The 24,703-nt window shown below is 41.6% G+C and carries 25 protein-coding genes and 1 riboswitch; of the genes, 7 read left to right on the top strand and 18 right to left on the bottom strand.

Translation table 11 applies throughout. From position 1 onward, the window contains the following. Positions 1-57 precede the first annotated feature (57 nt). From MHH65_RS02520 to MHH65_RS02500, 5 genes are all read right to left on the bottom strand, one after another. A complete protein-coding gene (locus tag MHH65_RS02520) occupies positions 58-1,548 on the bottom strand; it encodes a DEAD/DEAH box helicase (RefSeq protein WP_061110633.1) in 1,491 nt (496 codons plus the stop codon). A gap of 165 nt (positions 1,549-1,713) precedes the next feature. Next, entirely contained in the window at positions 1,714-2,052 is a 339-nt protein-coding gene (locus tag MHH65_RS02515) for a glutamate synthase (protein ID WP_034283957.1), read from the bottom strand. Positions 2,053-2,179: 127 nt separating this feature from the next. After that, on the bottom strand, positions 2,180-2,872 hold the full coding sequence (locus MHH65_RS02510) for an alpha/beta fold hydrolase (RefSeq protein ID WP_061110634.1): 693 nt from the start codon (positions 2,870-2,872) through the stop codon (positions 2,180-2,182). Between the two features lie 18 nt (positions 2,873-2,890). Beyond that, on the bottom strand, positions 2,891-4,255 hold the full coding sequence (gene murF / locus MHH65_RS02505) for a UDP-N-acetylmuramoyl-tripeptide--D-alanyl-D-alanine ligase (protein ID WP_070326711.1): 1,365 nt from the start codon (positions 4,253-4,255) through the stop codon (positions 2,891-2,893). An 80-nt stretch (positions 4,256-4,335) separates the two neighbouring features. Then, on the bottom strand, positions 4,336-5,418 hold the full coding sequence (locus tag MHH65_RS02500; RefSeq protein ID WP_041107469.1) for a D-alanine--D-alanine ligase: 1,083 nt from the start codon (positions 5,416-5,418) through the stop codon (positions 4,336-4,338). A gap of 184 nt (positions 5,419-5,602) precedes the next feature. Here MHH65_RS02500 and MHH65_RS02495 point away from each other — a divergent pair, with 184 nt between their 5' ends. Both MHH65_RS02495 and fbpB read left to right on the top strand, forming a co-directional pair. After that, positions 5,603-5,923 carry a thioredoxin family protein gene (locus tag MHH65_RS02495; RefSeq protein ID WP_034283964.1) on the top strand — a complete coding sequence of 107 codons (321 nt, stop codon included), beginning with the start codon at positions 5,603-5,605 and terminating at the stop codon, positions 5,921-5,923. Positions 5,924-6,238: 315 nt separating this feature from the next. Then, entirely contained in the window at positions 6,239-6,388 is a 150-nt protein-coding gene (gene fbpB / locus MHH65_RS02490; protein WP_065215285.1) for a Fur-regulated basic protein FbpB, read from the top strand. Positions 6,389-6,486: 98 nt separating this feature from the next. Here fbpB and MHH65_RS02485 read toward each other — a convergent pair whose 3' ends face one another. From MHH65_RS02485 to MHH65_RS02450, 8 genes are all read right to left on the bottom strand, one after another. Beyond that, complete coding sequence (locus MHH65_RS02485; protein ID WP_024427366.1) at positions 6,487-6,822, bottom strand: hypothetical protein; 336 nt, start codon at positions 6,820-6,822, stop codon at positions 6,487-6,489. A 117-nt stretch (positions 6,823-6,939) separates the two neighbouring features. Further along, positions 6,940-7,707 carry an ABC transporter permease gene (locus tag MHH65_RS02480; protein ID WP_024427365.1) on the bottom strand — a complete coding sequence of 256 codons (768 nt, stop codon included), beginning with the start codon at positions 7,705-7,707 and terminating at the stop codon, positions 6,940-6,942. Next, the gene (locus MHH65_RS02475; protein WP_025093589.1) at positions 7,700-8,611 is read right to left on the bottom strand and encodes an ABC transporter ATP-binding protein; all 912 of its coding nucleotides are present in this window, start codon (positions 8,609-8,611) and stop codon (positions 7,700-7,702) included. Before MHH65_RS02475 ends, MHH65_RS02480 begins: the two co-directional genes overlap by 8 nt. 124 nt (positions 8,612-8,735) lie before the next feature. After that, the gene (locus MHH65_RS02470; protein WP_024425376.1) at positions 8,736-9,977 is read right to left on the bottom strand and encodes a dicarboxylate/amino acid:cation symporter; all 1,242 of its coding nucleotides are present in this window, start codon (positions 9,975-9,977) and stop codon (positions 8,736-8,738) included. Between the two features lie 76 nt (positions 9,978-10,053). Continuing rightward, a riboswitch (cyclic di-AMP (ydaO/yuaA leader) is annotated at positions 10,054-10,187 on the bottom strand. Between the two features lie 63 nt (positions 10,188-10,250). Then, the gene (locus MHH65_RS02465) at positions 10,251-11,273 is read right to left on the bottom strand and encodes an AI-2E family transporter (RefSeq protein WP_024425375.1); all 1,023 of its coding nucleotides are present in this window, start codon (positions 11,271-11,273) and stop codon (positions 10,251-10,253) included. A 197-nt stretch (positions 11,274-11,470) separates the two neighbouring features. After that, entirely contained in the window at positions 11,471-12,739 is a 1,269-nt protein-coding gene (dctP, locus tag MHH65_RS02460) for a C4-dicarboxylate transporter DctP (protein ID WP_224427123.1), read from the bottom strand. A gap of 124 nt (positions 12,740-12,863) precedes the next feature. Beyond that, on the bottom strand, positions 12,864-13,547 hold the full coding sequence (locus MHH65_RS02455; RefSeq protein ID WP_268414467.1) for a response regulator: 684 nt from the start codon (positions 13,545-13,547) through the stop codon (positions 12,864-12,866). Then, positions 13,544-15,148 carry a sensor histidine kinase gene (locus MHH65_RS02450; RefSeq protein ID WP_024425372.1) on the bottom strand — a complete coding sequence of 535 codons (1,605 nt, stop codon included), beginning with the start codon at positions 15,146-15,148 and terminating at the stop codon, positions 13,544-13,546. Before MHH65_RS02450 ends, MHH65_RS02455 begins: the two co-directional genes overlap by 4 nt. Before the next feature lie 82 nt (positions 15,149-15,230). On the opposite strand from MHH65_RS02450, the gene MHH65_RS02445 reads away from it, so the two are divergent. Then, complete coding sequence (locus MHH65_RS02445; protein ID WP_268414468.1) at positions 15,231-16,328, top strand: DctP family TRAP transporter solute-binding subunit; 1,098 nt, start codon at positions 15,231-15,233, stop codon at positions 16,326-16,328. Positions 16,329-16,353: 25 nt separating this feature from the next. Here MHH65_RS02445 and MHH65_RS02440 read toward each other — a convergent pair whose 3' ends face one another. Then, complete coding sequence (locus MHH65_RS02440; protein ID WP_268414469.1) at positions 16,354-17,184, bottom strand: EcsC family protein; 831 nt, start codon at positions 17,182-17,184, stop codon at positions 16,354-16,356. Positions 17,185-17,339: 155 nt separating this feature from the next. Here MHH65_RS02440 and MHH65_RS02435 point away from each other — a divergent pair, with 155 nt between their 5' ends. From MHH65_RS02435 to MHH65_RS02420, 4 genes are all read left to right on the top strand, one after another. Further along, on the top strand, positions 17,340-17,600 hold the full coding sequence (locus tag MHH65_RS02435; protein WP_024427360.1) for a GlsB/YeaQ/YmgE family stress response membrane protein: 261 nt from the start codon (positions 17,340-17,342) through the stop codon (positions 17,598-17,600). A 221-nt stretch (positions 17,601-17,821) separates the two neighbouring features. Continuing rightward, complete coding sequence (locus MHH65_RS02430) at positions 17,822-19,099, top strand: Nramp family divalent metal transporter (RefSeq protein ID WP_098677669.1); 1,278 nt, start codon at positions 17,822-17,824, stop codon at positions 19,097-19,099. 71 nt (positions 19,100-19,170) lie between these two features. Continuing rightward, positions 19,171-19,740 carry a GNAT family protein gene (locus tag MHH65_RS02425; RefSeq protein ID WP_034283978.1) on the top strand — a complete coding sequence of 190 codons (570 nt, stop codon included), beginning with the start codon at positions 19,171-19,173 and terminating at the stop codon, positions 19,738-19,740. A 98-nt stretch (positions 19,741-19,838) separates the two neighbouring features. Then, positions 19,839-20,102, top strand: coding sequence for a hypothetical protein (locus MHH65_RS02420; RefSeq protein ID WP_008346966.1), 264 nt, complete (start codon positions 19,839-19,841; stop codon positions 20,100-20,102). A 40-nt stretch (positions 20,103-20,142) separates the two neighbouring features. Here the strand turns inward: MHH65_RS02420 and MHH65_RS02415 are convergent, their stop codons facing one another. The 4 genes from MHH65_RS02415 to MHH65_RS02400 all read right to left on the bottom strand — a co-directional run bounded on the left by MHH65_RS02415 (position 20,143) and on the right by MHH65_RS02400 (position 24,701). Beyond that, positions 20,143-20,367 (bottom strand): hypothetical protein, encoded by a 225-nt coding sequence (locus MHH65_RS02415; protein ID WP_034283982.1) that lies wholly within the window; start codon positions 20,365-20,367, stop codon positions 20,143-20,145. Positions 20,368-20,713: 346 nt separating this feature from the next. Then, the gene (locus tag MHH65_RS02410; RefSeq protein WP_034284336.1) at positions 20,714-21,190 is read right to left on the bottom strand and encodes a DUF2247 family protein; all 477 of its coding nucleotides are present in this window, start codon (positions 21,188-21,190) and stop codon (positions 20,714-20,716) included. Positions 21,191-21,194: 4 nt separating this feature from the next. After that, positions 21,195-22,787 carry a T7SS effector LXG polymorphic toxin gene (locus MHH65_RS02405; protein WP_326355786.1) on the bottom strand — a complete coding sequence of 531 codons (1,593 nt, stop codon included), beginning with the start codon at positions 22,785-22,787 and terminating at the stop codon, positions 21,195-21,197. Positions 22,788-22,979: 192 nt separating this feature from the next. Beyond that, the gene (locus tag MHH65_RS02400; protein ID WP_044335042.1) at positions 22,980-24,701 is read right to left on the bottom strand and encodes a pyruvate oxidase; all 1,722 of its coding nucleotides are present in this window, start codon (positions 24,699-24,701) and stop codon (positions 22,980-22,982) included. Positions 24,702-24,703: the final 2 nt, after the last annotated feature.

Below are 24,703 nucleotides of genomic sequence, written 5' to 3'. Positions count from 1 at the left end.
GTTTCAATTTCAGCCTGTTAAAAAAAGCGAACCCTGCAAAGGATTCGCTCTTGTATGTTAGTTGTTATAAGATTTCTTTTGACGACGATCGTTAGAAGAACGATTGCGGTCATTTGAAGAACGCTTTTTATCACCGTAAGATGAACGGCCTTTCCCGCGATAGCCGCCTCCGCCGCCACCGTCTCTACGTTTAGAAGAGCTGCGGTTGTTACGATTGCGTTTTGAAATCATTGGTGCTTCATCTGTCAAACGAACAGGCGTTGCATCCGGCTCTTTTGTCATCATTTTGATGGCAGCCGCAACCACTGTCACAGAATCATGATCTTCCAGCAATTCAGCAGCAGCTGTCATGTAGAAGTTCAAGTTGTTTTCACTGATGATTGTACGCAGACGATCAATGGTTACTTGCTGTTGTCCTTCGATTGCCTCATCTAGTGTTGGTTCTTTCATACGATCCATTTTACGTTTAGTCGTTTGCTCAATCGCACGAAGCATATCTTTTTCACGTGGTGTGATGAATGTCATCGCCATACCTGTACGTCCAGCACGTCCAGTACGTCCAATACGGTGAACGTAGCTTTCTGGATCTTGCGGTACGTCAAAGTTATACACGTGTGTGACGCCTGAGATATCAAGTCCACGTGCTGCAACGTCTGTTGCTACAAGCACATCGATTGAACCTTCTTTGAATTTACGAAGCGCAACCATACGTTTTGCTTGAGTCAGGTCACCATGAATTCCTTCAGCTGTATAACCTCTAAGGTTAAGTGCTTCAGTCAATTCGTCAACACGGCGTTTCGTACGGCCGAAGACAATTGAAAGCTCAGGTGATTGAATGTCAAGAAGACGAGTCAATGTATCAAACTTTTTACGCTCGTGAATATCCAAGTAGAACTGTTGGATGTTAGAGACTGTCATTTCTTTCGCTTTTACTTTTACGTGTTCTGGGTTTGTCATAAAACGCTCTGCAATGCGCTTAATTGGTGCAGGCATTGTCGCAGAGAATAAAAGTGTTTGGTGTTCACTTGGTACATTTGAAAGGATCGATTCAATGTCTTCAATGAAACCCATGTTTAACATTTCGTCTGCTTCATCAAGCACAACTGTTTCAACATTTTGAAGACGCATTGTACGACGGTTAATGTGATCGAGTAAACGTCCTGGAGTCCCTACGATGATATGAGGATTTTTCTTGAGCGAACGGATTTGGCGGCCGATATCTTGTCCACCGTAAATCGGAAGTACGCGCGCACGCTTGTCTTGGCCGATTTTATATAGCTCTTCAGATACTTGAATCGCTAATTCTCTTGTTGGCGCAATGATAATCGCTTGGATGTTTGGAGAAGCTGGGTCAATTTTTTCTACAAGAGGAATACCAAATGCTGCAGTTTTTCCTGTACCTGTTTGTGCTTGTCCAATGACATCTTTATTCTGAAGACCGAGAGGAATTGTTTCCGCTTGAATCGGTGTTGCTTCTTCAAATCCCATGCGGTTAATAGCTTTCATGAGACTTTCGCTTAATTGAAAATCTTGAAACGTTATAGTCAAATTATTCAAACTCCTTCTAATTGCTGTTTCAGTAATCTCGTGAATGATCATTAAAAACTGCCCTTTTCCGAAAGGACAGGTCCATTATATACAAAGCCCGAATTACCCTACCTTATATCTTACCATTACCCTATTTGTTTTTCAACAAGACAGAAATGGATATATCTACTGTTCTACAATGACAGATTCACCTTCACTTTGATCTCCGTCCATCCATTTCCACTTTTCAAACAGTTGAATTTTTCCGTTATCCAGCTGCTTTGGAGTGGAATTGCAAGTCCCGCTTCTCATGCTGCCGTCCTTGCTTACATGGTGATATCTAAAATGAAGTGTTCCATCCTCATTCACAGTTCCTACAAGTACGCCAGATATAATACTGCCGCCTTGATATGTGCCCGTTAATATATTCCCGTCCTGACGATATTGAAATATGGTTCCTGCTGATACTTCTCCGTTACTCGAATTAGACTGCGGGACAAAGGTTTTTCCGTCATATTGAAACAACCGAATCAACCACCTTTTCTTTCCTATTGTACCATATGCCTGTCACTCATTCGACAAAAATGATGCAAATTTTAACAAGTGGGATTCAATTTATATTAGTTTAGCCACATTTTAGCTTTTCTATAGATTAAATTGCTTTTTTTAAAAAATGTTCTACTTTCTCAAACAATTGCTGGGCACATGGCTCATGACAAACATGATGTTTACAATCGGGCAAATAAAACATTTCTTTCTGGCGAGACGGGACTTTATGATAAATAAATTCTGCACTTGAAGCGGGCACAATTCCGTCGCTTTCACCTTGAACAATTAACACAGGCAGATGAAGCTTCTCAAGCGAATTCTTCGTTTGCTTTACCAGCTTCATAAATTCTATCGCAGCTGACAGCGGCGTGCTTGTGAGCTTATGACGATATCGATCATACAAAGGGTTTGTATCAATTAACCCAGACAGGGACTCCTTTACCATCTGCCTTGTGTCTTGCATCATTTGTTTTGGGTTCACATATTTAGCCGCAGCACTTAATAGGACGAGACGGGCAACTGGGTACTTCGCTGCTAAATAAGAAGCAATCATTCCGCCCATAGAAAAGCCGATCAAATACATGGTGTCACAAGTTCGATAAAGGGATAGAAGTTCGAGTTCAGCTGTCGCTATCCATTCTTGATAAAGAATGCCTTTTAACTGAAGCTCCTCTCCATGCCCCGGAAGCGTAACAGACTGCACATTCCAATCTGCCGCCTGTTTTAAATATTGCGCCAGCGGTTCTACTTCATAAGGGGCACCAGTAAAACCGTGGATACATAAACAGCCAATCATTCTGTCACCTTCTCACTTTTATAGTGCAGTAATGACTTCTTCCAATTTCATACCGCGTGAGGCTTTGACAAGCACAACATCGTCAGGCCCTGCCACTTCAGCTAGTTTTTTCTTCAGGTCCTCTTTGTCCATAAAGGAGAAGACGTGCTCAGCCCCGAATGATTTTTTCGCTCCTTCAGCAATGAATGCACCTAGACGGCCATACGTCATGACATGATCAATAAATTCTGGCTTGATGTAACGGCCTAATTCATAATGATACGTTTCTTCTTCGCTGCCCATTTCGAGCATATCTCCAAGTACAAGAATACGATTGGCGAAGCCGTCCATATCTCCCACAAGATCAATGGCTGCTTTCATAGAAGTAGGACTTGCATTATATGCATCATTGATGACAGTGATTCCTTTGTCTGTTTTAATCAGCTCAAGACGCATCCCCGTCAACTTCGTTTGCATCAGTCCTTGGGCAATTTGTCTTTCATTCAGCCCAAAATGCTGGCCTATAGCAATAGCAGCAAGTGCATTCTTCACATTATGTTTCCCTAATACAGGAATGAGAAAACCTTGGGCATACCCTTCGACCTGAAATTCTGTTCCTTCTGCAAGCTGGTTGATGTGCGTTACCTTGATATCACAGTCCTCTGCTTCTCCAAAGGTTTTCACACGCTGAGAAAGTGAACTTGCTCTTTCGCGAAGCAAAGGCTCATCACCTAAGTAATAAAAGATGCCGTCTTCTTTTAATCCTTTTACGATCTCACATTTTGCATCAGCAATGGCTTCTCTTGATCCTAAATCTTGCATATGTGATTCCCCGATATTTGTGATGACTGCCGCATCAGGCTCAGCCAGATCTGATAAAAATTCGATTTCGCCTTTTGCACTCATGCCCATCTCCAAAACCGCAATATCGGTTCCTTCTGGCATTGCAAGAATGGTGAGCGGAAGACCGATATGATTATTAAAGTTACCGTTTGTTTTATGAACTCGATACGCTGTTTGCAAGACGGAATGAATCATATCTTTCGTTGTGGTTTTCCCATTACTTCCTGTAATACCGACAACACGAGGGTTTTCTTCTTTTAAGTATGATTTCGCCAGCTGTTGAAGGGCAGCTAGTGTATCCTCTACAAGAATTACCGGAACGCCTTCTGGCGGATTGGCTTCTTTTTGATTCCAAAGAACAGCTGATGCTCCAAGCTCCACTGCTTTCGAAGCAAATGTGTGACCATTAAAATGTTCTCCGATAAGCGGGATAAACAGGGCGCCGTTTGATACTTTTCGTGTATCTGTTGTCACTCCGTGAATCTGTTCTTCGCCAAAAGCTTGATTAGATAGGGTTCCACCAGCCATTTGGGCGATTTGTTTCACTGTACGTTTGATCATGATTTTTCGCCTCTCTTTCTCATTTCACGTTTGAAGGAAAAGAGACACTACCTAAGGATAGTGTCTGCTTGCTGCTCACATTAAAAAGTTGTTTTAATGGTTTGTTTTTCTTGATGGCGTTCAATTGCAAGTGACACCAGCTTTTCAATTAACTCTGGATACTCTACACCAGTGTGCTTCCAAAGTAATGGGAACATACTAAATGGTGTGAATCCAGGCATTGTATTCACTTCATTGATCAACACTTCACCTTTTTCTGTAAGGAAGAAGTCTGCACGTACGAGACCAGATCCATCGAGGGCTTTAAATGCCTTAATTGCCATGTCATGAATCGTCTTATATTCATCCTCTGACACACTCGCCGGAATGATCAAATCTGTATCGCCGTCTTCATATTTTGCTTTGTAATCATAAAAATCTGTTTTAGGCGCAATCTCACCAACGACAGAGCATTTCGGCTCATCATTCCCTAATACACCAATCTCGATTTCTCTTCCAACGACGCCTTCTTCTACGACCACACGACGATCATATTGGAAAGCGAGGTCAAATGCAGTCTGCAGTTCTTCTTTGCTGCGGCATTTGCTAATTCCAACACTTGATCCCATGTTGGCAGGTTTCACAAAGCATGGATAGCCCAGTACTTTTTCCACCTGTTCTAAGCTGTCTGGTGTCGCTTTCTCGTAGTCTTTTTTATTGAAAGAAAGGTGCTTTGCTTGTGCAAGTCCTGCTTGTGCAAAAACATCTTTCATCATGACTTTATCCATACCCGCGGCAGACGCGAGAACGCCGTTGCCGACATACGGGATATTTAACAGTTCAAGTAATCCTTGCATTGTGCCATCTTCTCCATTTGGTCCGTGCAGCAACGGGAAGACAACATCAATTTTCTCATCAGCCGATGCAGGCTGTGGAAACATGCTTTCATTTAAAGAAGTTGGTAAAAACGTCTTTGCGTTCTGTTCAAATTGAAGCATTTTGACGTTTGATACTGGTTCAGTGAGTTTTTCTCCTCTTAACCATTCACCCTCTTCTGTAATATAAATTGGATGTATATCGAACTTCTCAGTGTTAAGTGCTTTTGTAACTGCAAGGGCTGTTTGCAGTGATACATTATGTTCGGCTGACTTTCCGCCGTAAATCAATCCTAAACTTATTTTCAATGGATACTCCCCCCACTAAAATTCATCTTTACTATCTTATCACTTTCAAGCAAAAATGCTCTAATTAATTTTTGTTGTTACGTAATTGAAATGATTTGTAAAGGTTGTAAGCGCCTCCCGAGCATTTGTATGTCATTCGCCTTTATTTTATATTAAAATGACATTGAAAAGGAGTTGTGACAAATTGAAAAAAATCACAAGTACTGAACAATTCAATGAAATGATTCAATCAGACAAAGAAGTCATCGTTAAATTCTTTGCAACATGGTGTCCTGACTGCACAAGAATGGACATGTTCATTCCAGACATCCTAGAAGCTTATGCTCACCATGAATGGTTTGAAATAAATAAAGATGATTTCCCAGAATTAGCTGAAACGTATCAGGTAATGGGCATTCCAAGCCTGTTAATTTTCAAAAATGGTGAAAAAACAGGTCATTTACACAGTGCAAACGCAAAATCGCCTGAAGAAGTGACAGAATTTCTTCAAGAGCACGTTTCTTAATTGATGAAACGAAGGACATCAGCAAACTCTTGCTGATGTCTTTTTTCTTTTTAAATCTCTTCATAAGACGAGCTGCACAGCCAAAACGTTTCAAATTGATGTTTTACTTACGACAAGTCATGACAAAATTATTTCCTGGGAAAGAATGCAGCGTCGAACGAGCTTGGAATATGTCGGTTACGTGAATTTTCTGAATTGAATCTTTACTTCTGACATTTGTCTTTGTATAATGGAGTTGCTAATTGAAAATGATTATCAATTTCATCTATGTGAAATCCTATAGACGTCCATTCTAATAAGGGAGCGATAAGTCACATGTCTAAGAAGAAAATTAAAACCTATCAGCAATTGATTGAAGAGAACAAAAAGGCCATCATGCGCGATCCTCAAATGATGGAAAGTATTTACGAAACCATCGACAAAAAACACCAGAAGCAGCTTGCAGCTGCTGGGCGTGAATCATAACTATTAGAGGAGCAGTCATCACTGACTGCTCTTTTTGTCTGCTTCAACAAAATAAAAAAGCCGATAAAATCTGTTATTCGATTTTATCGGCTTTTGTTTTAATTTGCTTTCGCTACACGGTCCTGCTTCATTCCTAAATAAATGAGCATATATGTGAGATAACCCATTGTCATCGTTAAACCACCGAAGAAAAATTGAGAAAAGACTGGTTCCTCAAATGTCGTGACGGCAGCAAGAACGATCCAGCTCGCATATAAATAGACCATGAACCATTTCATGTTTCTTTTAAGTGTATACAGAAAGAAAAGACCCGCTAACGAAAAGATCCCCAGCGCTAGTCTGAAATAAACAAGGTGATCAAACTGGAAGGCAAAAGACACAAACGAAAACGACAGCAGCAACAAAATTGGTAAAGCCGTAATGAAATTTTTCACGATAGTGCCACCTCCATGACTCCCTCTTATTATAAGACAAAATCAGCCGGTTATCGTGAAATACAGACTCGTTTTCACAAAGATGTCACGAATTTTTCTTGTTATTTGACACAATTTTTACACATTTACATCACGTTTCCAAAAAAGAATCCAAGCCGATCCAATAAAGAAAACAAAATGCGCCCCTACTATAAATAGAGAAAACAAAATGCTCATCCCATGAAAAGGCGGCGGTCCTTGAAAGCTGTACTGAGTAAAGTCCGTATTCGCGAAAAGGAGGATTTTCCCCCACTGATTTTCTAAGAGAGACATGATCGGTACAAGTGATTTCGCCGCATATAAAACAAAAAACGAGGTCACAAGGGCAACAAGACTGTTTCTAAACAAACTGGAACACATAAAAGCAAAGCTTGCCATCATGATCACTTCCACCCACTGAGATCCAATGACGGCAAACGTATGCTGAAATAATTGCCCCGTTCTTTCATCAAAATCAGTACCGAAGAAAATAAGACCAAATAGAAAAGCCAAAACATAATAAAAAACAAACAAATAAATGACTGTCAGCACAAGTGTGATGTATTTTGACAGAAAAATGTGCAGTCTTGTTTTTGGCCGGATCAATAGAAACTTGATCGTCCTTTTCTGAAACTCTGTTGAGATCAAGGTCGCGCCAATAACAACAGCAAGTACCTGCAAAATAAACACGACGTTCGTGGAATAAGCAAAATAGTTCGCGACTGTGTCTTGTCCACCAAAGCTTGATATGACTCGTTTCAAGGTTAGGGCCATGGCCAGTTGAAATACAACGATCAATAAAAGAGCAATGAATGTGATCTTTTTCTTCATGATTTTCTTATGCTCATTCTTGATGAGGTTAAGCATCTGTCGTCCCGCCTTCCGTCCATTTCATAAATGCCTCTTCAATTGACTGCTTTTGAGGCATCATTTCAAGTACATCAAACCCCGCCAGCACAAGCTGTTTGTTCAGCTCTGGCACACGTTCTTTGTTCAGTTGAAGCAGTACACGCGCTCCATTTCGTTCATATGTATAGTCGTGTGCGTCAAGCCATGAGACCGCCTTTTCTACTGGCTGAATATTCATCAGCACCTGCTCTTTCCCCTCCATATCCCGGAGATGAGTACTAGCTTTGATCTGTCCCTTTTGAATGATAATCATTCGGTCACATAGCTCCTCTACCTCATGCAATAAATGCGTCGCAAATAACACCGAGGTTCCTTCTTCCTTTACAAGCATTTGTAAGTGCTCCCGGAATTCCTTCATTCCTGCAGGGTCCAGTCCATTTGTCGGTTCGTCTAAAATGAGCAGGTTCGGCCGATGCAAAATAGCTTGTGCAATCCCAAGCCTTTGTTTCATCCCTAGTGAATACGTCTTGACCTTCTGATGAATGGCATCCTCCAGACGAACTCTTTCCACCACTTCCTGAATGCGTTCCTCCGTCACGCCATCGTGCATCGCTGCATACATTTCAAGGTTTTCAAAGCCTGTTAAATACGAATAAAATTCTGGGTTTTCTATGATCGCACCAACAGATGACATCGCCTTAAGAAAATCCTCATCTTGTGAATATCCATTGATCATGATGTTGCCATTGTTTTTTTTCATCAAGCCAACGATCAATCGAATCAAAGTTGTTTTTCCAGACCCATTGGGTCCAAGTAATCCAACAATTTCTCCTTGCCCAATATCTATAGAAATATCCTGCAAGATCATTTTCCGGCCAATTTGTTTATCGACTTTCTCTACTTTTAAAACAGCAGACTGCAAAGTGGTTCCTCCTTCTGAAAAGCCTGTGACGGCAGTTATGACAGCTCATCCTGTAAAAAGTATATCACGCGAGACAAATCAATCCATGAAAAAAAGGACTGATCCAGCCAGTCCTTCTTGCTTATTACAGTGATAAGTTAGGTGTCGGTGCTTCTTTCTCGTGTTTCTTTTCAGTTTCAGAAACAATGACCGCACATGCTGCGTCACCTGTAATATTAACTACGGTTCTTGCCATATCTAATAAGCGGTCTATGCCAAGGATCAGCGCTATTCCCTCAACAGGAAGATTCACGGAATTTAACACCATGGCCAGCATGATGAGCCCTACCCCTGGGACACCTGCTGTACCGATACTTGCTAAAACAGCTGTTAAGACAACCGTCAGCATTTGAACAAGCGTCAGTTCAACCCCATACACTTGAGCGATAAAAATGGTCGCAACACCTTGCATAATGGCTGTGCCATCCATATTAATGGTTGCACCCAGCGGCTGCACAAAGCTTGAAATCGGCTCTGGCACCTTTAAACGCTTTTGCGCTGTTTCCATTGATACCGGCAGTACTGCATTACTGCTTGATGTACTAAACGCAACAACCATCGCTGGTGAAAATCCTTTAAAGAATGCCATTGGATTTCGTTTAGCTAAGATAGCAATGGTTGATCCATATGTCAGGAAGAAATGCAGGATAAGCGCAATTAACACGACCGAGAAGTAAAGTCCCATCGCTTTCATGGCATCCAGCCCCTGACTGCCGATTGCCGTTGCAATCAAACCGAATGTCCCGTACGGTGCAAATTTCATCACAACACCGACAAGATACATCATTAATTCATTTCCTTGTTCAAACAGCTTCAGCAAGCCTTCCGTTTTTTTACCAAGCATGGCTATGCCAAGACCTAAAAATACACAGAAGACGATAATTTGAAGCATATCTCCTTCAACTAGCGATTGGACTGGATTGGTTGGAATAATGTTGAGTAGTGTTTCTGCCATTGATGGGGCTTCCTCTGCGGAATAATCAGCCGCTTTTGTATCAAAATCGCCGAAGGCTCCCGGCTTGATCAATAAGGCTAATGAGATGCCAATAATGATGGCAAAAGTCGTAGTGAGCAGGAAATAAGTAATGGTTTTTGCGCCGATTCTGCCTAGCTTCTTCGGATCGCCAAGGCCTGCTACACCGAGCGTGATCGAAAAGAATACAATGGGCACAACAAGCATTTTAATCAGGTTTAAGAAGATTTGACCTAGAGGTGTAAATAAATAAGGGTCTAACACTTTGAATACATTTGGAGCAAAAAGGTTGAGCAGCAATCCTGTGATTGCACCTACAAACAAGGCAATAATAATTTTCGTCGCCAGCTTCAATAAAATCTCCCCTTCCTCGTCAAAAAGCCCACGAGAGAGTCTTCTCGTGGGCCTGCGTGTCCATACGTGTACCACTGTCTACTCTCTTCACGCTGATGAGGTTAGCTGACGGGTTAGGACGAAGAGATGTCCTTTTTTCTCAGATAAGAAAAATTCACCCCAAAAACATGGGTCCCCCATTCCTTTAGAAGGATTAAGCGTGTGGTAATATGATATTTTCATACCATTTATACCTTATTTTTAGAAAATTGTAAACAGGTTCATATGAACTTTTTAATTACTTTCTTCCCTATTTGTCACTTCAAGAATATCTAAAATAAACACAAAGATTGGGATACCGATAATAAGTCCCCAAATGCCAATATAGTGTTCAGAGAAGATCAGCACAATAAACGTGAAGAAAATAGGGAGTTCTGTTTTAGCTGACATGAGCTTCGGATTCAAGAAGTATGCTTCAATAGCATGGATAATCACAATCACCAGCACAATATACAGGACATACATTCCGCCTCCGAGTGTATACGCAATGATGCTGAGTGGAATAAGAGAGATAACCACACCCGCTACTGGGATTAATCCTAGCAAAAAGACCATGACCGCTAATCCAAATAACTGCGGGAAGCCCATAATGCCTAGCGCAATGGTCGTTAGCACACAATTAACGGTTGCAATAATAAACTGTGCTTCGAGTACTTTTCCAAACGTTCGGGAAAATTTACGTCCAAAGAAGGCAATTTCATGATAGAATACGGAGATTTTACTCGTTTTGAACTTGTTCATGAATTGAATGAGGCGTTCTTTTTCGAACAGGAAGAACATGCTTAATATTAAGGACATAATGACCTGGATACTGAACGTGCTGAAATCGGTTATGTATGTATAGAGGAAATTAAACCCTTTCTCAAAGAAAGCTGATATTTTGAAATCTCCGAATACGTTCGTGATGACGTCAAAGAAGGGTAAATCTTGTGGGTGATCTGCAATTTTCTTTCCTAAATGGAATAGCTGCTCTACCTGTTTGGCGATGATTGGTACAAAAACGAATCCGCCAAATGTCAATCCACCAGCCAGAAGAATATACAAAATGGTAATGACCGATTTCTGTCCTATTTTCAGGAAGCGATTTAAAAAGCCTCTAATGACCTCTTCCAACCGATTCATCAAAAAGGTGAAAATGAAGGTCAAAAGAATTAAATTCATCATTCCTCTTAATAGATATAATGCTGTAGCTAATACTACAAATACTGAAAACCGCTTAACACCGGGTTTTTCGAACAATTTTAAAAATGCCGTCATTACGTTACACACCTGCCAGGACTAAAGTCTATTTTTCATCGTATCTGATATACATTATATCGGATCTTTCTGTAAATTATATAATAAAAGGTCAAAGAGGTCTTACGATTTGAATTAATTTTATTGGTTTTTCTTTTTTACACAAAAAAACCGAACCCATGTAGAACATAAGGTTTCGGTTTTTGGTTGTTTTTATACTAAACAGCCTGCTTCATATTCCGCATTTCCTGAAGTGCTGTTTTGCTCTTCGCTTCGTCAAATTCACCTTCACTCTTCGCGACAACAATTGTTGCGATGCCATTTCCAATGAGGTTTGTAATCGCTCTTCCTTCACTCATGAAGCGGTCAACCCCAAGCAGCAGTGCTAGACCCTCTAACGGAATGACCTGTAATGCCGCAAGAGTAGATGCAAGCACGATAAATCCGCTTCCTGTCACCCCAGCAGCTCCCTTTGATGTAAGCATCAGAACAAGGATAATAGTGATCTGCTGACCGATCGACAGGTCTACACCAAACACTTGCGCCAAGAAGACGACAGCCATTGATAAATAGATTGAAGTTCCGTCTAGGTTAAAGGAATAACCTGTTGGAATGACAAGACCGACAACAGACTTAGAGCACCCGTAGCGTTCCATTTTATCCATCATTCTTGGCAGCACGGATTCTGAAGAACTTGTGCCAAGTACAATTAAAATTTCATCCTTGATAAACCGCAGATAACCGAGCAGGCTGAAGCCATACATTTTACAAATGATGTTCAGTACAACGAAAATGAACAAGAACATGGTCAAATAAACGGAGAGCATCAGACTCGCCAGCGGTTTAATCGATGCCAAACCAAAGTGTCCGATCGTATAAGCCATCGCCCCAAATGCACCAAGAGGCGCAGCACGCATGATATAACCAATGATTTTAAAGAAAACAAGTGACAGCTTATCAAGCCATTCGATGATGCCTTTCCCCTTCTCGCCAAGAGCAGCGAGCGCGACACCGAATAGAATAGAGAAGAATAAGACCTGTAAAATATCACCCTTCGCAAAGGCGTCTACCATGTTAGAAGGAACGATGTGTGTGACGAATTCCATCCAGTCGATACCCTGTCCCCCATTTTGGGTATACTGTGAAACGTCCCCTTTTTCAAGCTTGCTATAGTCAAGACCTGCACCTGGCTTCATGATATTCACCACAAAAAGACCGATGACTAGAGCAAGTGTCGTGACAACTTCAAAATAAATAAATGCTTTTCCCCCAACTTTCCCAACCTTTTTCATATCACCCATCTTGGCAATACCAAGAACAATGGTTAAGAAAATAATTGGTGCAATGACCATTTTAACGGCATTGATAAAGGTGTCACCAAGCGGCTTCATTTCTTTTCCGACGTTTGGCCAAACCATACCGACAATGATCCCGATAATGACAGCTGCAATTACCTGAAATGTCAGGTTCTTCAAAATCCTTTTCATAAAAAATCAACTCCCTCACCCTTTGATGTAAACGCTTAACTATTATCTGTAGATAAATGATAGCGATTTCATCAAAGGCTGTGAAGCTTATGGACATATCGTACATTTTGGTCTTTTTGGTCTCTTAGTCAGAATGTACGATATATTTATTCACAGGCCGTCCTACCCCACCATATTGCATATCTAATTTCAGCTCGCCTTCTTTTACGAGGAAGTCTAAATACCGGCGTGCCGTGACGCGGGCAATGCCAAGTGCATTGGCGACTTCTTCTGCAGACTTCGCGCCTTCCTGCAAGCCCATATACGCTTTAATTTCGTTCATCGTATGCACATTCAGCCCTTTAGGAAGCCAAGTATCTTCCTGCTTAACAGCAGGCTTTCGTATGATATCATCGAGCATCTCCTGAGAGAATTCTGCTGCAGTTTGGATTTTTGATTTAAACGCCTTATAGCTTTCAAGTGATTCTTTCATTCGTTCAAATTTGAATGGTTTAATAATATAATCCCGCGCACCATTTTGAAGCATGATGCCGATGGTCTCTTTGTCCTTCGCTGCTGAAATGACAATCACGTCCACTTTCATCTTCTGTTTTCTGATGTCTTGCAGCGTTTTGACGCCATCCTTTTTTGGCATATAGACATCAAGTACCACGAGGTCTGGACGAATTTCTTTGATCAGCTGGATGCCCTGCTCCCCGTTCCCAGCGACAGCTGCTACTTGAAAGCCAGGAACACTCATAATGAACTCTTTATTCACTTCTTGCACCATCGGGTCATCTTCAATTAACAGCACCTTAATCTGAGTCATCTGTCTCTCTCCTCTATGGTCATTGGGAATTCGATTGAGAAGGTGGTACCAATGCCGATGCTTGATGTGACCTCTACATTTCCCATCCCTTTGTCGATAATCGTTTTTACAATATACAGGCCATAGCCTGTTCCGCCCTCTTTGCCATGTGTGAAGCCTTTATCGAAAATAGAAGGAATCATTTCTTCTTCGATCCCGGATCCATTGTCTTCAATTAAAATTGCGAGAACATCCTCCGTTTGATCGATACTAATGGAAATGACTTTTGTGTCTCTTTCTACAGTATCATACGAAGCAAAGGCGTTCTCAATGAGATTTCCGAGCAGCTTTGTCATATCATGCTGATCAAGCCGTTCAGGGAAATCACGCAGACAGCTATGTTCATCTACTTCGACCATGATGCCAAGCTCCTTGCCCCTTCTGATTTTGCTCATCAATAACCCTGCGACAGCATCATGCTCTATGACGCGATGAAGAAAGTCCGTCACATGTTCCTGCTCCTCTGTCGTTTGAAAGGCTAGATCGAGCGCCTGATCGGCTTTACCAAGCTGAATCAGCCCGGCAATCGTATGAAGCTTATTCATATGTTCATGGTTTTGCACCCGCAAACCGTCCACAAAGTTCTTAACCCCTGTGAGCTCCTCCGCCAATTTTGCTGCTTCTGTCCGGTCCTGAAAAATGGCGACCGCTCCGATGATCTTCTTTTTCATGACAATCGGAATCCGGCTGCTCATGATCCGCTTTCCGCTCATATGAATTTCTTCATTGTAGACGGGTTCTGCGCGATCAATAATCTCAGGAAGTCTCGTATCAGACAGCACACCCCAAATATTCCGGCCCACGACATCACCTGTTACGCCAAAAATCTGCTTCGCCTTCTCATTAAAAATGGTGATCATGTGCTGATTATCAATGGCGATGACCCCTTCATTAATAGAGTGAAAGGTTGCAGTGCGTTCCTCTAGCATTCTGACAATCTCATGCGGCTCCAGCTTAAACATTTGCTGTTTAATATGACGGGCGAGCAAAAATGAACCCACAAGCCCAAAGCTGAGCGTCAGCAGGAGGATCATGAGGATATCCTGCTTCATTTCTCCTAATATATCTGCCATACTTGGTAGAGTTCTTCCTACAAGCACAACCCCTGTTTGATTAAATTGATCATCCTTGACTGGATAAAAAGCTCTGATGGCTGTTCCAAGCTCTCCCTCTGCTTCTGAGAAATAAATATGCTCTGCAAAAGCCGGCTCTTCATCAGTTCCTTCTGAGCGCTGGCCAATCCTCGTTTTCACTGGATGCGTTAATCTCACATGATCCATATCCATCACGACAATATAGTCAGCGTCTTGAATAATCCGAATCTCTTCGATTGCATGCTGTAATTGATCACGATCCTTTGTCTGATCAGCTAACGCCTGCTTCACCTCATTCATCTCAGCCACGGTTCTCGCCGTGTTCATGAGTCTTTTTCGAAGCTCCCGTTCCTCTGTCTGCTGAATTCCCCCAACAAGGACAATTCCTCCGATTAAAAGGGCGAAAATGACAACGAAATATGTGAGGATGGTAAGCTTCCATCTAATAGATAATTGTTGTAATTTCAATCGATTTCTCATCATTTTTTCACCTGTATCTTTACGGATTCTTCCTCTGTCAAGTATGCTTGACATAAGGGGGATCTGACGCATGAAGAATTTACTCGCTTATACACTATTGCTCATGATCGGTTTTGTAACCGCTTTATACTTTGGTTTTTATCATATGATGCCAAAATCAGCCACAACCTTTGATGATGAACAGACAGGGCTGAAGGACCAGCTTGTGTTCAAATTCAGCCATGTCGTGGCAGACAATACACCTAAAGGACTTGCCGCAAAGAAATTTGCTGAGCTCGTGCACGAAAAATCCGATGGAAAGATCAGCATTCAAATTTTCTCCAACGGAAGCCTTTATTCTGATATTGAAGAAATAAATGCACTCAAAGAGAATCAAGTTCAATTTATTGCTCCGTCTACCTCGAAGCTCGGCATGCTGTCCCCTGAGTGGCTGGCACTTGATCTTCCCTTTGCTTTTTCAAATTACAATGCGGTTCAAGAAGGCCTGCAAGGTGCAATTGGACAAAGGTTGTTTGGCACGCTGCAAAAAGATGGGTTAAAGGGAATGGCTTATTGGACAAATGGCTTTAAGCAAATTACCTCTAATAAAGGGCCAATCAAACAGCCGGCTGATTTAAAAAACCAGTCTCTCCGCATTATGCAAAGCGACATGATTGAAAAACAATTCAAACTCCTTGGCGCAAAGCCCTATCAGGAATCATTTAATTCAACGTTTCAGCTATTAGAAACCAAAAAAGTAGACGGTGAAGAAAATACCATTTCAAATATTTATTCAAAAAAATTCTATCATATACAAGACTATATGACGATCAGCAATCACGGGTATTTAGGCTATGTGGTCTTAACAGATCAATCTTTCTTTGACCGCCAGACACCCGAAACGAAGCGAATTTTACTTGAAGCCATGGAAGAAACAACGGCTTGGAATGAAAAGCATGCAGAACAGATGAACAAAGAACAGCTGGAGGACATTAAACGTGAATCGCCGATTGCCATTCATGAATTGACGCCAGCTGAAAAGCAAAAATGGATGAAAGCCCTTGATCCTTTGTATGATGAAGCCGAAAAAACGATCGGCTCCACCCTCATCAAACAGATCCGCGAACTGCGTGCACGTTATGAACACTCACCTCTTCATGCTTTTCAGGAAGAGAATGAGAGCAAATAAAAAATCCCTTTGATATGGGATTTTTTTATGCGCCGGACTCACTCTGTTCTTGCTGCGTGAGCTCTTCTAATCTTGTTAAAATTCTTCGCTTTCGGTATTGCACCATGCCTGTTTCGGCAATTCCTTTTAATTGTGAGCGGTTTGAAACGGCACCAAACAAAATTCCGGCGATGGGAACAAGCTGAAATAGTTTCTTCCAGCCGAACGAATCCCGGTAATTATAGACGACCTCACGCCACCCTTGGATTTGAGAAATCATGTTTTCATGCTTCCCTTCGGATGCATGATAGCTTTTCAGCTCTTTTAGAATCGATTTCTTTCCAACGACATCAGCAGAGTTCAGCTGCAAGCATTTAATGATGAAGACCCGCTCCTCTTTGTTTTTAGGATCATAGCCATAGGTGACGGCAATATCCTGCAATGTTTTCAGAGAGAGGCCCAGGACCGCAGGAATATCAGCAGCTAGCGTAAACATTCCGCCGACACCAGTTGTCGCGCCTTGTACCGTCGCGAGATTCGTTCTGTTTTTCCCCATATGTTCACTAATGGCATCCATCAATTCGATTGGTGCCTTTCCAATATCCTCTATACGCTGGATGGATTCGCCCTCACACTTCTTTTGAAATTGATGAATGATGCCTTTTTCCGACGTCAAATAGGCACCGCCAGACTGAATGTAATGACCCATTTCATCTAGCAGCACACCGATTTTTTTCTGAATAAAAGCAGGCGTCAGCTTGTCCAGCATTTGAAATGGAAGGCGGCTGAGTTTCTCCCAAAACCATACCTTTTGCTGGTCTTTCTCCCATTTTTCAATCTCCTTTAATTGTGCTTTTAGCCACTCTCTTTCCTCCATGCATATGCCTCCTTAGATGTCGCTGAAGTATTTGTCTGTTATTATACACAATCCTTGTCCATCATACGTATAGAACATTGAAGCGGTTCCGAAAGGTTTTAATCTTTTTCAAAACGGTTATTGCTTAATAAACAAACAAAAGAGGAGTGATCAACATGTTAGGATTTCTAATTTCATTAGTTGTGGCGATTGTCATTGGTCTCATTGGGAGTGCACTCGCTGGGGGCAGTGTACCAGGAGGATGGATCGGTTCAATGATTGCCGGGTTTGTAGGCGCTTGGATTGGTCATGGATTACTGGGAACGTGGGGTCCTAGTCTGGCAGGCTTTGCGATCATTCCAGCAATCTTAGGAGCAGCGATCTTTGTCATTATTTTAAGCCTGATCTTCCGCAGTGTGGGATCAAGGGTATCTTAAAAAACAAATAACAGAGGAAGCAGTAGGGACACCGTCTAAAAGGCGGTGTTTTTTATGTTGCTCGTTGACAAGGTATCTATTTTTTTCACTTACATATGATAAACAAACCTATTAGTTCAGATAGTTGACTTTTCATGAATATGGGCATATGATGATTAAAAATTGCATCAAGGAAACTTTTTGTGCCCAAGCAAAACTTTGTAGAATCTAGGTGATGACATATGACAAACAAATACATCGAGGCACAGGCACACATGTCAGCGGCAGCTGAGCGTGCACTTGAAGGTAAGGTCAAAGGATTTAGAAGGCTTCTTCCTTTTCTAGGCCCTGCTTTTATCGCTGCCATTGCTTATATTGACCCAGGAAATTTTGCCACCAACATTGCGGCTGGCTCTAAATATGGATATCTCCTTTTATGGGTCATTCTCATATCAAATCTCATGGCTTTGCTCATCCAATCCTTGTCCGCAAAGCTTGGAATAGCGACAGGTAAAAACTTACCTGAAATCGCACGTGAAGAGTTTCCAAAACCCGTCTCCATCGGTTTATGGATTCAGGGCGAACTCGTCATTATTGCCACAGATTTAGCCGAGTTTATCGGGGCTGCACTTGGTTTATACTTGCTTTTTCGGATCCCGCTGCTTGAAGCATCCATTATTGCAGCCATCGGATCATTTGCGATTTTAGAATTGCAAAGACGGGGATATCGCGCATTAGAAGCCGGCATCACCGGCATGCTATTCGTTGTCGTGATCGCTTTCGCTGTGCAAACCTTTGTCGCCAAGCCTGATATGGCAAGTGTCGCAGGCGGGCTTTTCATTCCAAAATTTGATGGTGCAGATAGTGTGCTGCTTGCAGCTGGAATTTTAGGTGCCACTGTGATGCCGCACGCGATCTATTTACATTCAGCATTAACCCAAAGGAGAGTCGTCGGCAGAACGGAAAAGGAGAAAAAACAGATTTTCCGCTTTGAGTTTTTAGATATCCTTATTGCGATGCTAGTCGCTGGAGCCATCAATGCCAGTATGTTGATTGTGGCAGCCGCTTTATTTTATAAAAATGGTCTCTTTGTTGAAGATCTGGATGTTGCGTTCCAGCATTTTAGCACACTCGCAGGTCCTGTATCAGCTATCTTATTTGGTGTAGGACTGCTTGTAGCCGGACTATCAAGCTCTTCTGTCGGTACATTGTCAGGCGATATCATTATGAAGGGTTTTATTCAATACCGGATTCCGCTGTATGTCCGCCGGCTGATTACTATTATTCCCCCTATTGTGATCATTGCATCTGGGGTGAATCCGACATCTGCACTTGTGATGAGTCAGGTGGTCTTATCCTTTGGTATTGCCTTTGCTTTAATTCCGCTCATCTTATTTACAAGTAAAAAACGAATTATGGGCGAATTAACGAATGCCCGCTGGGTAACAGGAATATCTTGGGTGATAGCAGCTCTTGTTGTCGCACTCAATCTCTTTTTAATTGTGGATACGTTTATGTAAAAGACAGTAGTGATGCTGTCTTTTTCTTTTCATATGGTTATGGTAAAATTCCCCTGAGAGGATGTGGGCACATGTTTTTTTATCAGGATCAAGAGATAGCTATGCGGCTGCTTGAGCCAAGAGACGCAAGAAGTCTATATTTGCTCATCCAGCGGTCAAGAGAGCATTTACGTGAATGGATGCTTTGGGTGGATTCAACGAAAACAGAGGAAGACAGCATGGCGTTCATTCAAGGCGCAATGCAGCAAGCCTTGCAGAACAACGGTTTTCAAGCGGGCATCTGGTCACATGGAGAGCTTGTCGGGATCATCGGCACCCACCAAATTCATTGGATCGACAGGACTGTTTCAATTGGCTATTGGCTCGGAGAAGGCTATCAAGGAAAAGGCATCATGACAAGAGCGTGCAAAGCAGTCATTCATTATTTATTTGAAGATTGTGGACTGCACCGCATTGAAATCAGGGCTGCTGTCGATAACCTGAAGAGCAGACGCATCGCAGAGCGTTTATCCTTTTCGCTTGAAGGCATTTTGAGACAATGTGAATGGCTGGGCGACCGCTTTACGGATCATTGTGTATACGCCCTTTTGCAGCCTGAATATATGAAAGAAAAAACGCATTCTATGAATCAGCCCACGTAATTGTGTCGATTGCATGAATTATTTTACAAAGTGAAGCTTTGTAGTATCGGTTGCGATCAGCATCTGATAAAATAGAAGGAAAAATCGAGGTATGAAGTATGTCTCTTATTATTTTATTTTACTTATGGATTGTCCCTTTATTATTTGGCATTTTCTTCTCATTCTTAACAAAGAAAGCCACCTACAAACGCCGCTTTGTCCCATCATATAGCATGGCAGGACTCAGCATCGTTTTTCTCATTCTGGCACTTGTCTTTTCAGCCAGCCATTTTCTATTCATTTGCGGTATGTTCCTATTTGCCACAACCCTTGTCGGCACAGGCATTCCTTTATTTTTAGCCTTTACAAAAACACCATCATAAACAAAAACCACCTTTTCGCAATGGAAAGGTGGTTTCTTTTTTATTGATTTGGCATTCTGTAAGTCACAGTGGCATCTTGATTGGCTTCAATCGTTTTCACAATGTCTTGAAGGACCTCTGCTGCACGATCGTTTGAGTCATACTTACCGAGCGTCTTCACCCAAGTATCGCTTCCTGCGATCATCCCTTCAATCTTTTTGCCGGCTACAGTGACTTCGTGGACATGAACGAAACTTTGCTGGTTTTGTGTGAAAATCCATAGCATGGTTTTAGCTCCTTTTTATTGGTTTATTTTAACATATTAATTTCTGACTGGAATGAAATGGCTTGTGCAGGTAAAAATCAAGGTGACTGTTTCATTCAGGTTTGTTGTATTTTTTAGCATCTTTTTAATTTACCGTCTATCATAATCGTAATTCCTTCTACGAGTTCACCAGTATTTTCATTTTCAAACTTCTCAGACAGGATGCTTATTTTATGGTCACTCATTGTTTTCTCCTCAATTGCTTTCTAACAAATCTACTTTATTTTTTATCATACCAATCTCTTTACCAGCAATGAATGAAAGAAAACGATGGACCATTAGTCCATCGTTCTATTAAACTCTCTAGTTATAAAATCAATTCCTTTTCATCTTCTAAAAACTCTTCTACAAGTTCTTTAATTGTATTTTGTGAATCGTGAGGGTAATAAAATGCGTCTGAAACTTTTCTAAAAAAATCATACATATTTTCGGGCGTATGAAAGATTGAAAAAATATTTTCAATTTCTTCAAATATGTTTTCATCAGTTGAATTAGTATAAACCTCTTTCATAGTGCTATATAGCCACTTATGATACTCTCTCTTCATGTCTTCCGATGATTTGTCAGAGACTATGCTCTCAAGTATATGATCTACTTTAACTTCTTCTTGTTCCCAAGCTAATTCAAGGATTAATTCATTGTTAACATTAGGGTTGTTTTCTAGATATTTAACAGCATAGTTTGTTACTTCTATTGCCGAAATTAAATTAAACTGTCTACCAACAAACAGTGTAGACCAGTTACAATCAAAACCATTTTTCGTGATTATATCCGTTTTATACAATTTTCTATTTCCCCCATTGATTTATTTTTCCTGTCACTTTGCCACCAGGTATAAAAGTTCTATGGGTTACTGTATTCGTTGTTGGATCTACCACCCATTCAAACACGCCATTCCTTATTTCTTTCGACTGTAACATTTCAGGGGCGTTGTTCTTTACTTTTACATATTTGGTTTCGTACTTAACCACCGAGCCCTCTATTTGATACAACGAATCCATATGGCCTTTTCTATTTGGTAAATCAAATCTCTTAGAATGAACTGCGTAGTTGTCAATTATATCATTAAAGCTATGATAAAAATCATCTTTTAATGCACTACCTACTCGTGGATTATCTAAAACTGGATGCTTAAGTTCTCTCGTACTCTTAATGCCCATCTTCCCATGAAACCCTTTAGCCCCAAACGGCAAAAGCATCCCCAGAGCCGCGTTCATACTCGCTTCCTGCTGTTCTTTCGAGATCTTATTTCCAAACATGTCTCGGCCTGTGATCGCTTCGCTGAAACCGTTGGTGGCGGTGAGACCATATAAGCCTTTTTGCGATGTTTTTAAGGCGTCAAAGGATTTTTGTGATGTCTTGTAAATATCGACCGCCCTGACTGCGGCTGATGTGGCTTGGGTCGTTTTATAGACAGCTTTTCCGCCTTTGAAAATACGGCCTGCCCAGCCGACGATTGGGATGTAGCCTGCGGCTGCCATGCCGCCTGCCGCGACTCGCTGGCCTGCGGTGAGTTCCTCGCCCGTGATTGGATCAACGCCTGTTGCTGCACGTTTTGCATCGTTCACACCTGTCAGTTCATTGACAATATTTCCACTGTAATCGAGGGCTTTTTCATACCAAGGGCGGTTGGCGAGTGCTTCTTGTTCCTTTGCGATCTTGCGGGCTTCTTCTTGTTCTTTTTTGATTTTCAGATATTCAGCAGTTTGCTTCTCAATATCGCTCTTTGCCTTGTAGATGTCGCTATTTTGATACGCTTTCTTGTCAAAATTCATAGGCGAAATCGCTTTTCCGTCATTTGTCGCATTGATCATTTCAGCGTACAATGCCATTGTAGCTTGCTGTTCCGTCTCTGACAAAGCATATTCATCTTTTAAATTTTGATCAAGCTCTCTTAGTTCTTTGACCGTCTTTTTTCGTTCATCTTCCGCATCTTCTATTTTTTCATCAAAGGTTTGGCTATCAAATACCTCTAGGGAAATGAGGTCATCAATGTCTTGAAAAATCGTTTTGAGTGCCTTTTTTTGATCTTTCACAATGCTTTTGGCATTCTTGATGCCCATATGTACTGCGTTGTCTAAAAAGTGTTCTTCTACAAAGGTATCGCCGCCAAAGCTCGTATCATCCAGTGTCCCAGAAACACCTTCATGAAAGGCTTTTTGCTTATCAATGAAGCTGATAAACATGTCTACATTTCCAGCAAGCTCTTTATAAAAGCTTTTAATGTTATCGGCTCCTTTCCCAGTGAAATCATCACCGAGATTGGCAACACCTTGTAATGCCTTTTTTAAATCTACCATTTGTTCGCGGAGTTCCTGGTAGTGTTTTGCCCTTGTATCCATGGCACTGGTTAGTGCTTTTGCATCAAGTATCTTACCCAGAAGAAGTCACTCCCTCCATTATTGATCATAAAGTCTATTTTACCTTTCTCAGCGAATTGGAAAAATAGGCTTTAAGTTACAAAAATAATTTCCAGATATTTTTAGAGGGAATAAAACAAGTGATAATTGAAATGTTTTTTCCTTTCAGCAAAAAAAGTCAGTCCTCTTTTGAGAGGACCGACTACATTTTGTTTAGAAAAAGCGTTTTAAACTTTTCTTGAGTGGAGGGATATCCAGCTCGCCTTTTTCAAAGAATTTTTTCAGTAAGTACTTACTAAAACCAGCTGCTTGTGTGTACGTAATTTTCCCAGGTAACGGCGGTTCATTGGTGACAGCAACATCAATAATGACGGGTTTATCTGATTGAAGGGCTGTATCAAAGGCTGGAGCTAGTTCTTCATGTGATGACACGGAGATTCCTTTGCCGCCACATGCTTCTGCGAACTTAGCAAAATCAATATCTTCCAGCTCTATACCATAATTGATGTTTCCTTTTACCTGTTGTTCATATTCAATCATTCCAAGGTTGTTGTTGTTTAAGATCACAACAACGATCGGCAGTTTATATTTTACCGCTGTCACAAAGTCTTGCATGACCATTGTGAAGCCACCATCGCCGCAGACAGCAACCGCTTGACGATTCGGTTCATTTAACTTAGCAGAGATCGCTCCAGGCAAACCACAGCCCATTGTGGCAAGCCAGCTGGAGATGATGAAATCCTGCTGTTTCATTTCAAAATGGCGTGCCATCCATACGGTCACATTCCCTACATCAACAGAAAGAATGGCGTCGTCTTCAACTGCTTCTTCTAGTCTAGCAATGACTTGCTGCGGTTTAAGCGGTGATGTGGCAACGGATTTTTCCTTATCCATTTCTTCCCGCCATTTCATCATATGCTCTGTACAAGCTTCAAGGAAACCACGCTGCTCTTTATATTCAATGTAGGAGGTCAGTTCCTGCAAACCACTCTTGCTGTCACTCACGATTCCTACGTCTACTGGATATCTTTTACCGATTTGATCTGGTTTAATATCCAGTTGAATGGCAGGTGTGTCCTCTGGTAAGTAGTCTCTATATGGAAAAGAAGTTCCAAGCATAATTAAGAGGTCACACTCTTCCATTGCTTCATAAGCTGGCTTCGTTCCAATTTGACCTAGGTTTCCTAAAAAGTATGGATGCCTGTCTGGCACAACCCCTTTTGCAGGAAGTGTGATGACGATAGGTGCAGCAGCCTTTTCTGCAAATGAAAGAAGCTCTTCTTTTGCATTTCGTAATCCTTTACCTGCTAAGATGACCGGCTTCTTCGCATTGTTAATTAGCTGTGCTGCCTTTAGCAGTTGATCTTTCTTTGGCCGTACCTCTCCCTCAACATAAAGAGGAGATGTATAAACTGGCTTACGCTTAATTTTTTGAGAAAATAAGTCATCTGATACGGTGAGAACAGCCACCCCTTTATGGGTATAAGCTGCTTTAATGGCTTGATTCAATAAATCAGGCAGAGCTTCTGCTGTTTGTACCTGCTGATTAAAGACAGCGACGTCGTCAAACATCCGCTCTAATTTGATTTCTTGGAATGTGTCTCTTCCTACTTCATTCGACGCAACCTGCCCTGCAATTGCTAAAACGGGTGCGCCATCTGCTTTTGCATCGTATAGTCCATTTAATAAGTGGACAGCACCCGGTCCAGCGATGGATAAGCAGACACCGAGCTTACCTGTTAGTTTGGCATCAGCCGCCGCTGAGAGTGCCGCCACTTCTTCATGTCTCGTTTGTATAAATTGTATTTGGCTTGATTCATGCCTAAGCTCTTCAATCAATTCGTTTATGCTGTCGCCGGGCATTCCATAAATATGTTTTACGCCCCACTCTTCCAGTAGCGCTGTTACTTCTTTTCCTGCGGTTCTTTGCGGCATGT

The organism is Bacillus sp. FSL L8-0654 (genome assembly GCF_038629965.1).
Classification (GTDB): domain Bacteria; phylum Bacillota; class Bacilli; order Bacillales; family Bacillaceae; genus Bacillus; species Bacillus safensis.
This window is presented reverse-complemented; position numbering and strand designations above follow the sequence as displayed.

What these genes read in the sequence shown, in the direction of transcription:
- MHH65_RS02435 (WP_024427360.1), top strand. Translation starts at nt 17,340, where the DNA reads ATGTTAGGATTTCTAATTTCATTAGTTGTGGCGATTGTCATTGGTCTC.
- murF (WP_070326711.1), bottom strand. Translation starts at nt 4,255, where the DNA reads ATGATCAAACGTACAGTGAAACAAATCGCCCAAATGGCTGGTGGAACC.
- MHH65_RS02480 (WP_024427365.1), bottom strand. Translation starts at nt 7,707, where the DNA reads ATGCTTAACCTCATCAAGAATGAGCATAAGAAAATCATGAAGAAAAAG.
- MHH65_RS02430 (WP_098677669.1), top strand. Translation starts at nt 17,822, where the DNA reads ATGACAAACAAATACATCGAGGCACAGGCACACATGTCAGCGGCAGCT.
- MHH65_RS02510 (WP_061110634.1), bottom strand. Translation starts at nt 2,872, where the DNA reads ATGATTGGCTGTTTATGTATCCACGGTTTTACTGGTGCCCCTTATGAA.
- MHH65_RS02420 (WP_008346966.1), top strand. Translation starts at nt 19,839, where the DNA reads ATGTCTCTTATTATTTTATTTTACTTATGGATTGTCCCTTTATTATTT.
- MHH65_RS02415 (WP_034283982.1), bottom strand. Translation starts at nt 20,367, where the DNA reads ATGCTATGGATTTTCACACAAAACCAGCAAAGTTTCGTTCATGTCCAC.
- MHH65_RS02440 (WP_268414469.1), bottom strand. Translation starts at nt 17,184, where the DNA reads ATGGAGGAAAGAGAGTGGCTAAAAGCACAATTAAAGGAGATTGAAAAA.
- fbpB (WP_065215285.1), top strand. Translation starts at nt 6,239, where the DNA reads ATGTCTAAGAAGAAAATTAAAACCTATCAGCAATTGATTGAAGAGAAC.
- MHH65_RS02425 (WP_034283978.1), top strand. Translation starts at nt 19,171, where the DNA reads ATGTTTTTTTATCAGGATCAAGAGATAGCTATGCGGCTGCTTGAGCCA.
- dctP (WP_224427123.1), bottom strand. Translation starts at nt 12,739, where the DNA reads ATGAAAAGGATTTTGAAGAACCTGACATTTCAGGTAATTGCAGCTGTC.
- MHH65_RS02400 (WP_044335042.1), bottom strand. Translation starts at nt 24,701, where the DNA reads ATGCCGCAAAGAACCGCAGGAAAAGAAGTAACAGCGCTACTGGAAGAG.
- MHH65_RS02465 (WP_024425375.1), bottom strand. Translation starts at nt 11,273, where the DNA reads ATGACGGCATTTTTAAAATTGTTCGAAAAACCCGGTGTTAAGCGGTTT.
- MHH65_RS02445 (WP_268414468.1), top strand. Translation starts at nt 15,231, where the DNA reads ATGAAGAATTTACTCGCTTATACACTATTGCTCATGATCGGTTTTGTA.
- MHH65_RS02455 (WP_268414467.1), bottom strand. Translation starts at nt 13,547, where the DNA reads ATGACTCAGATTAAGGTGCTGTTAATTGAAGATGACCCGATGGTGCAA.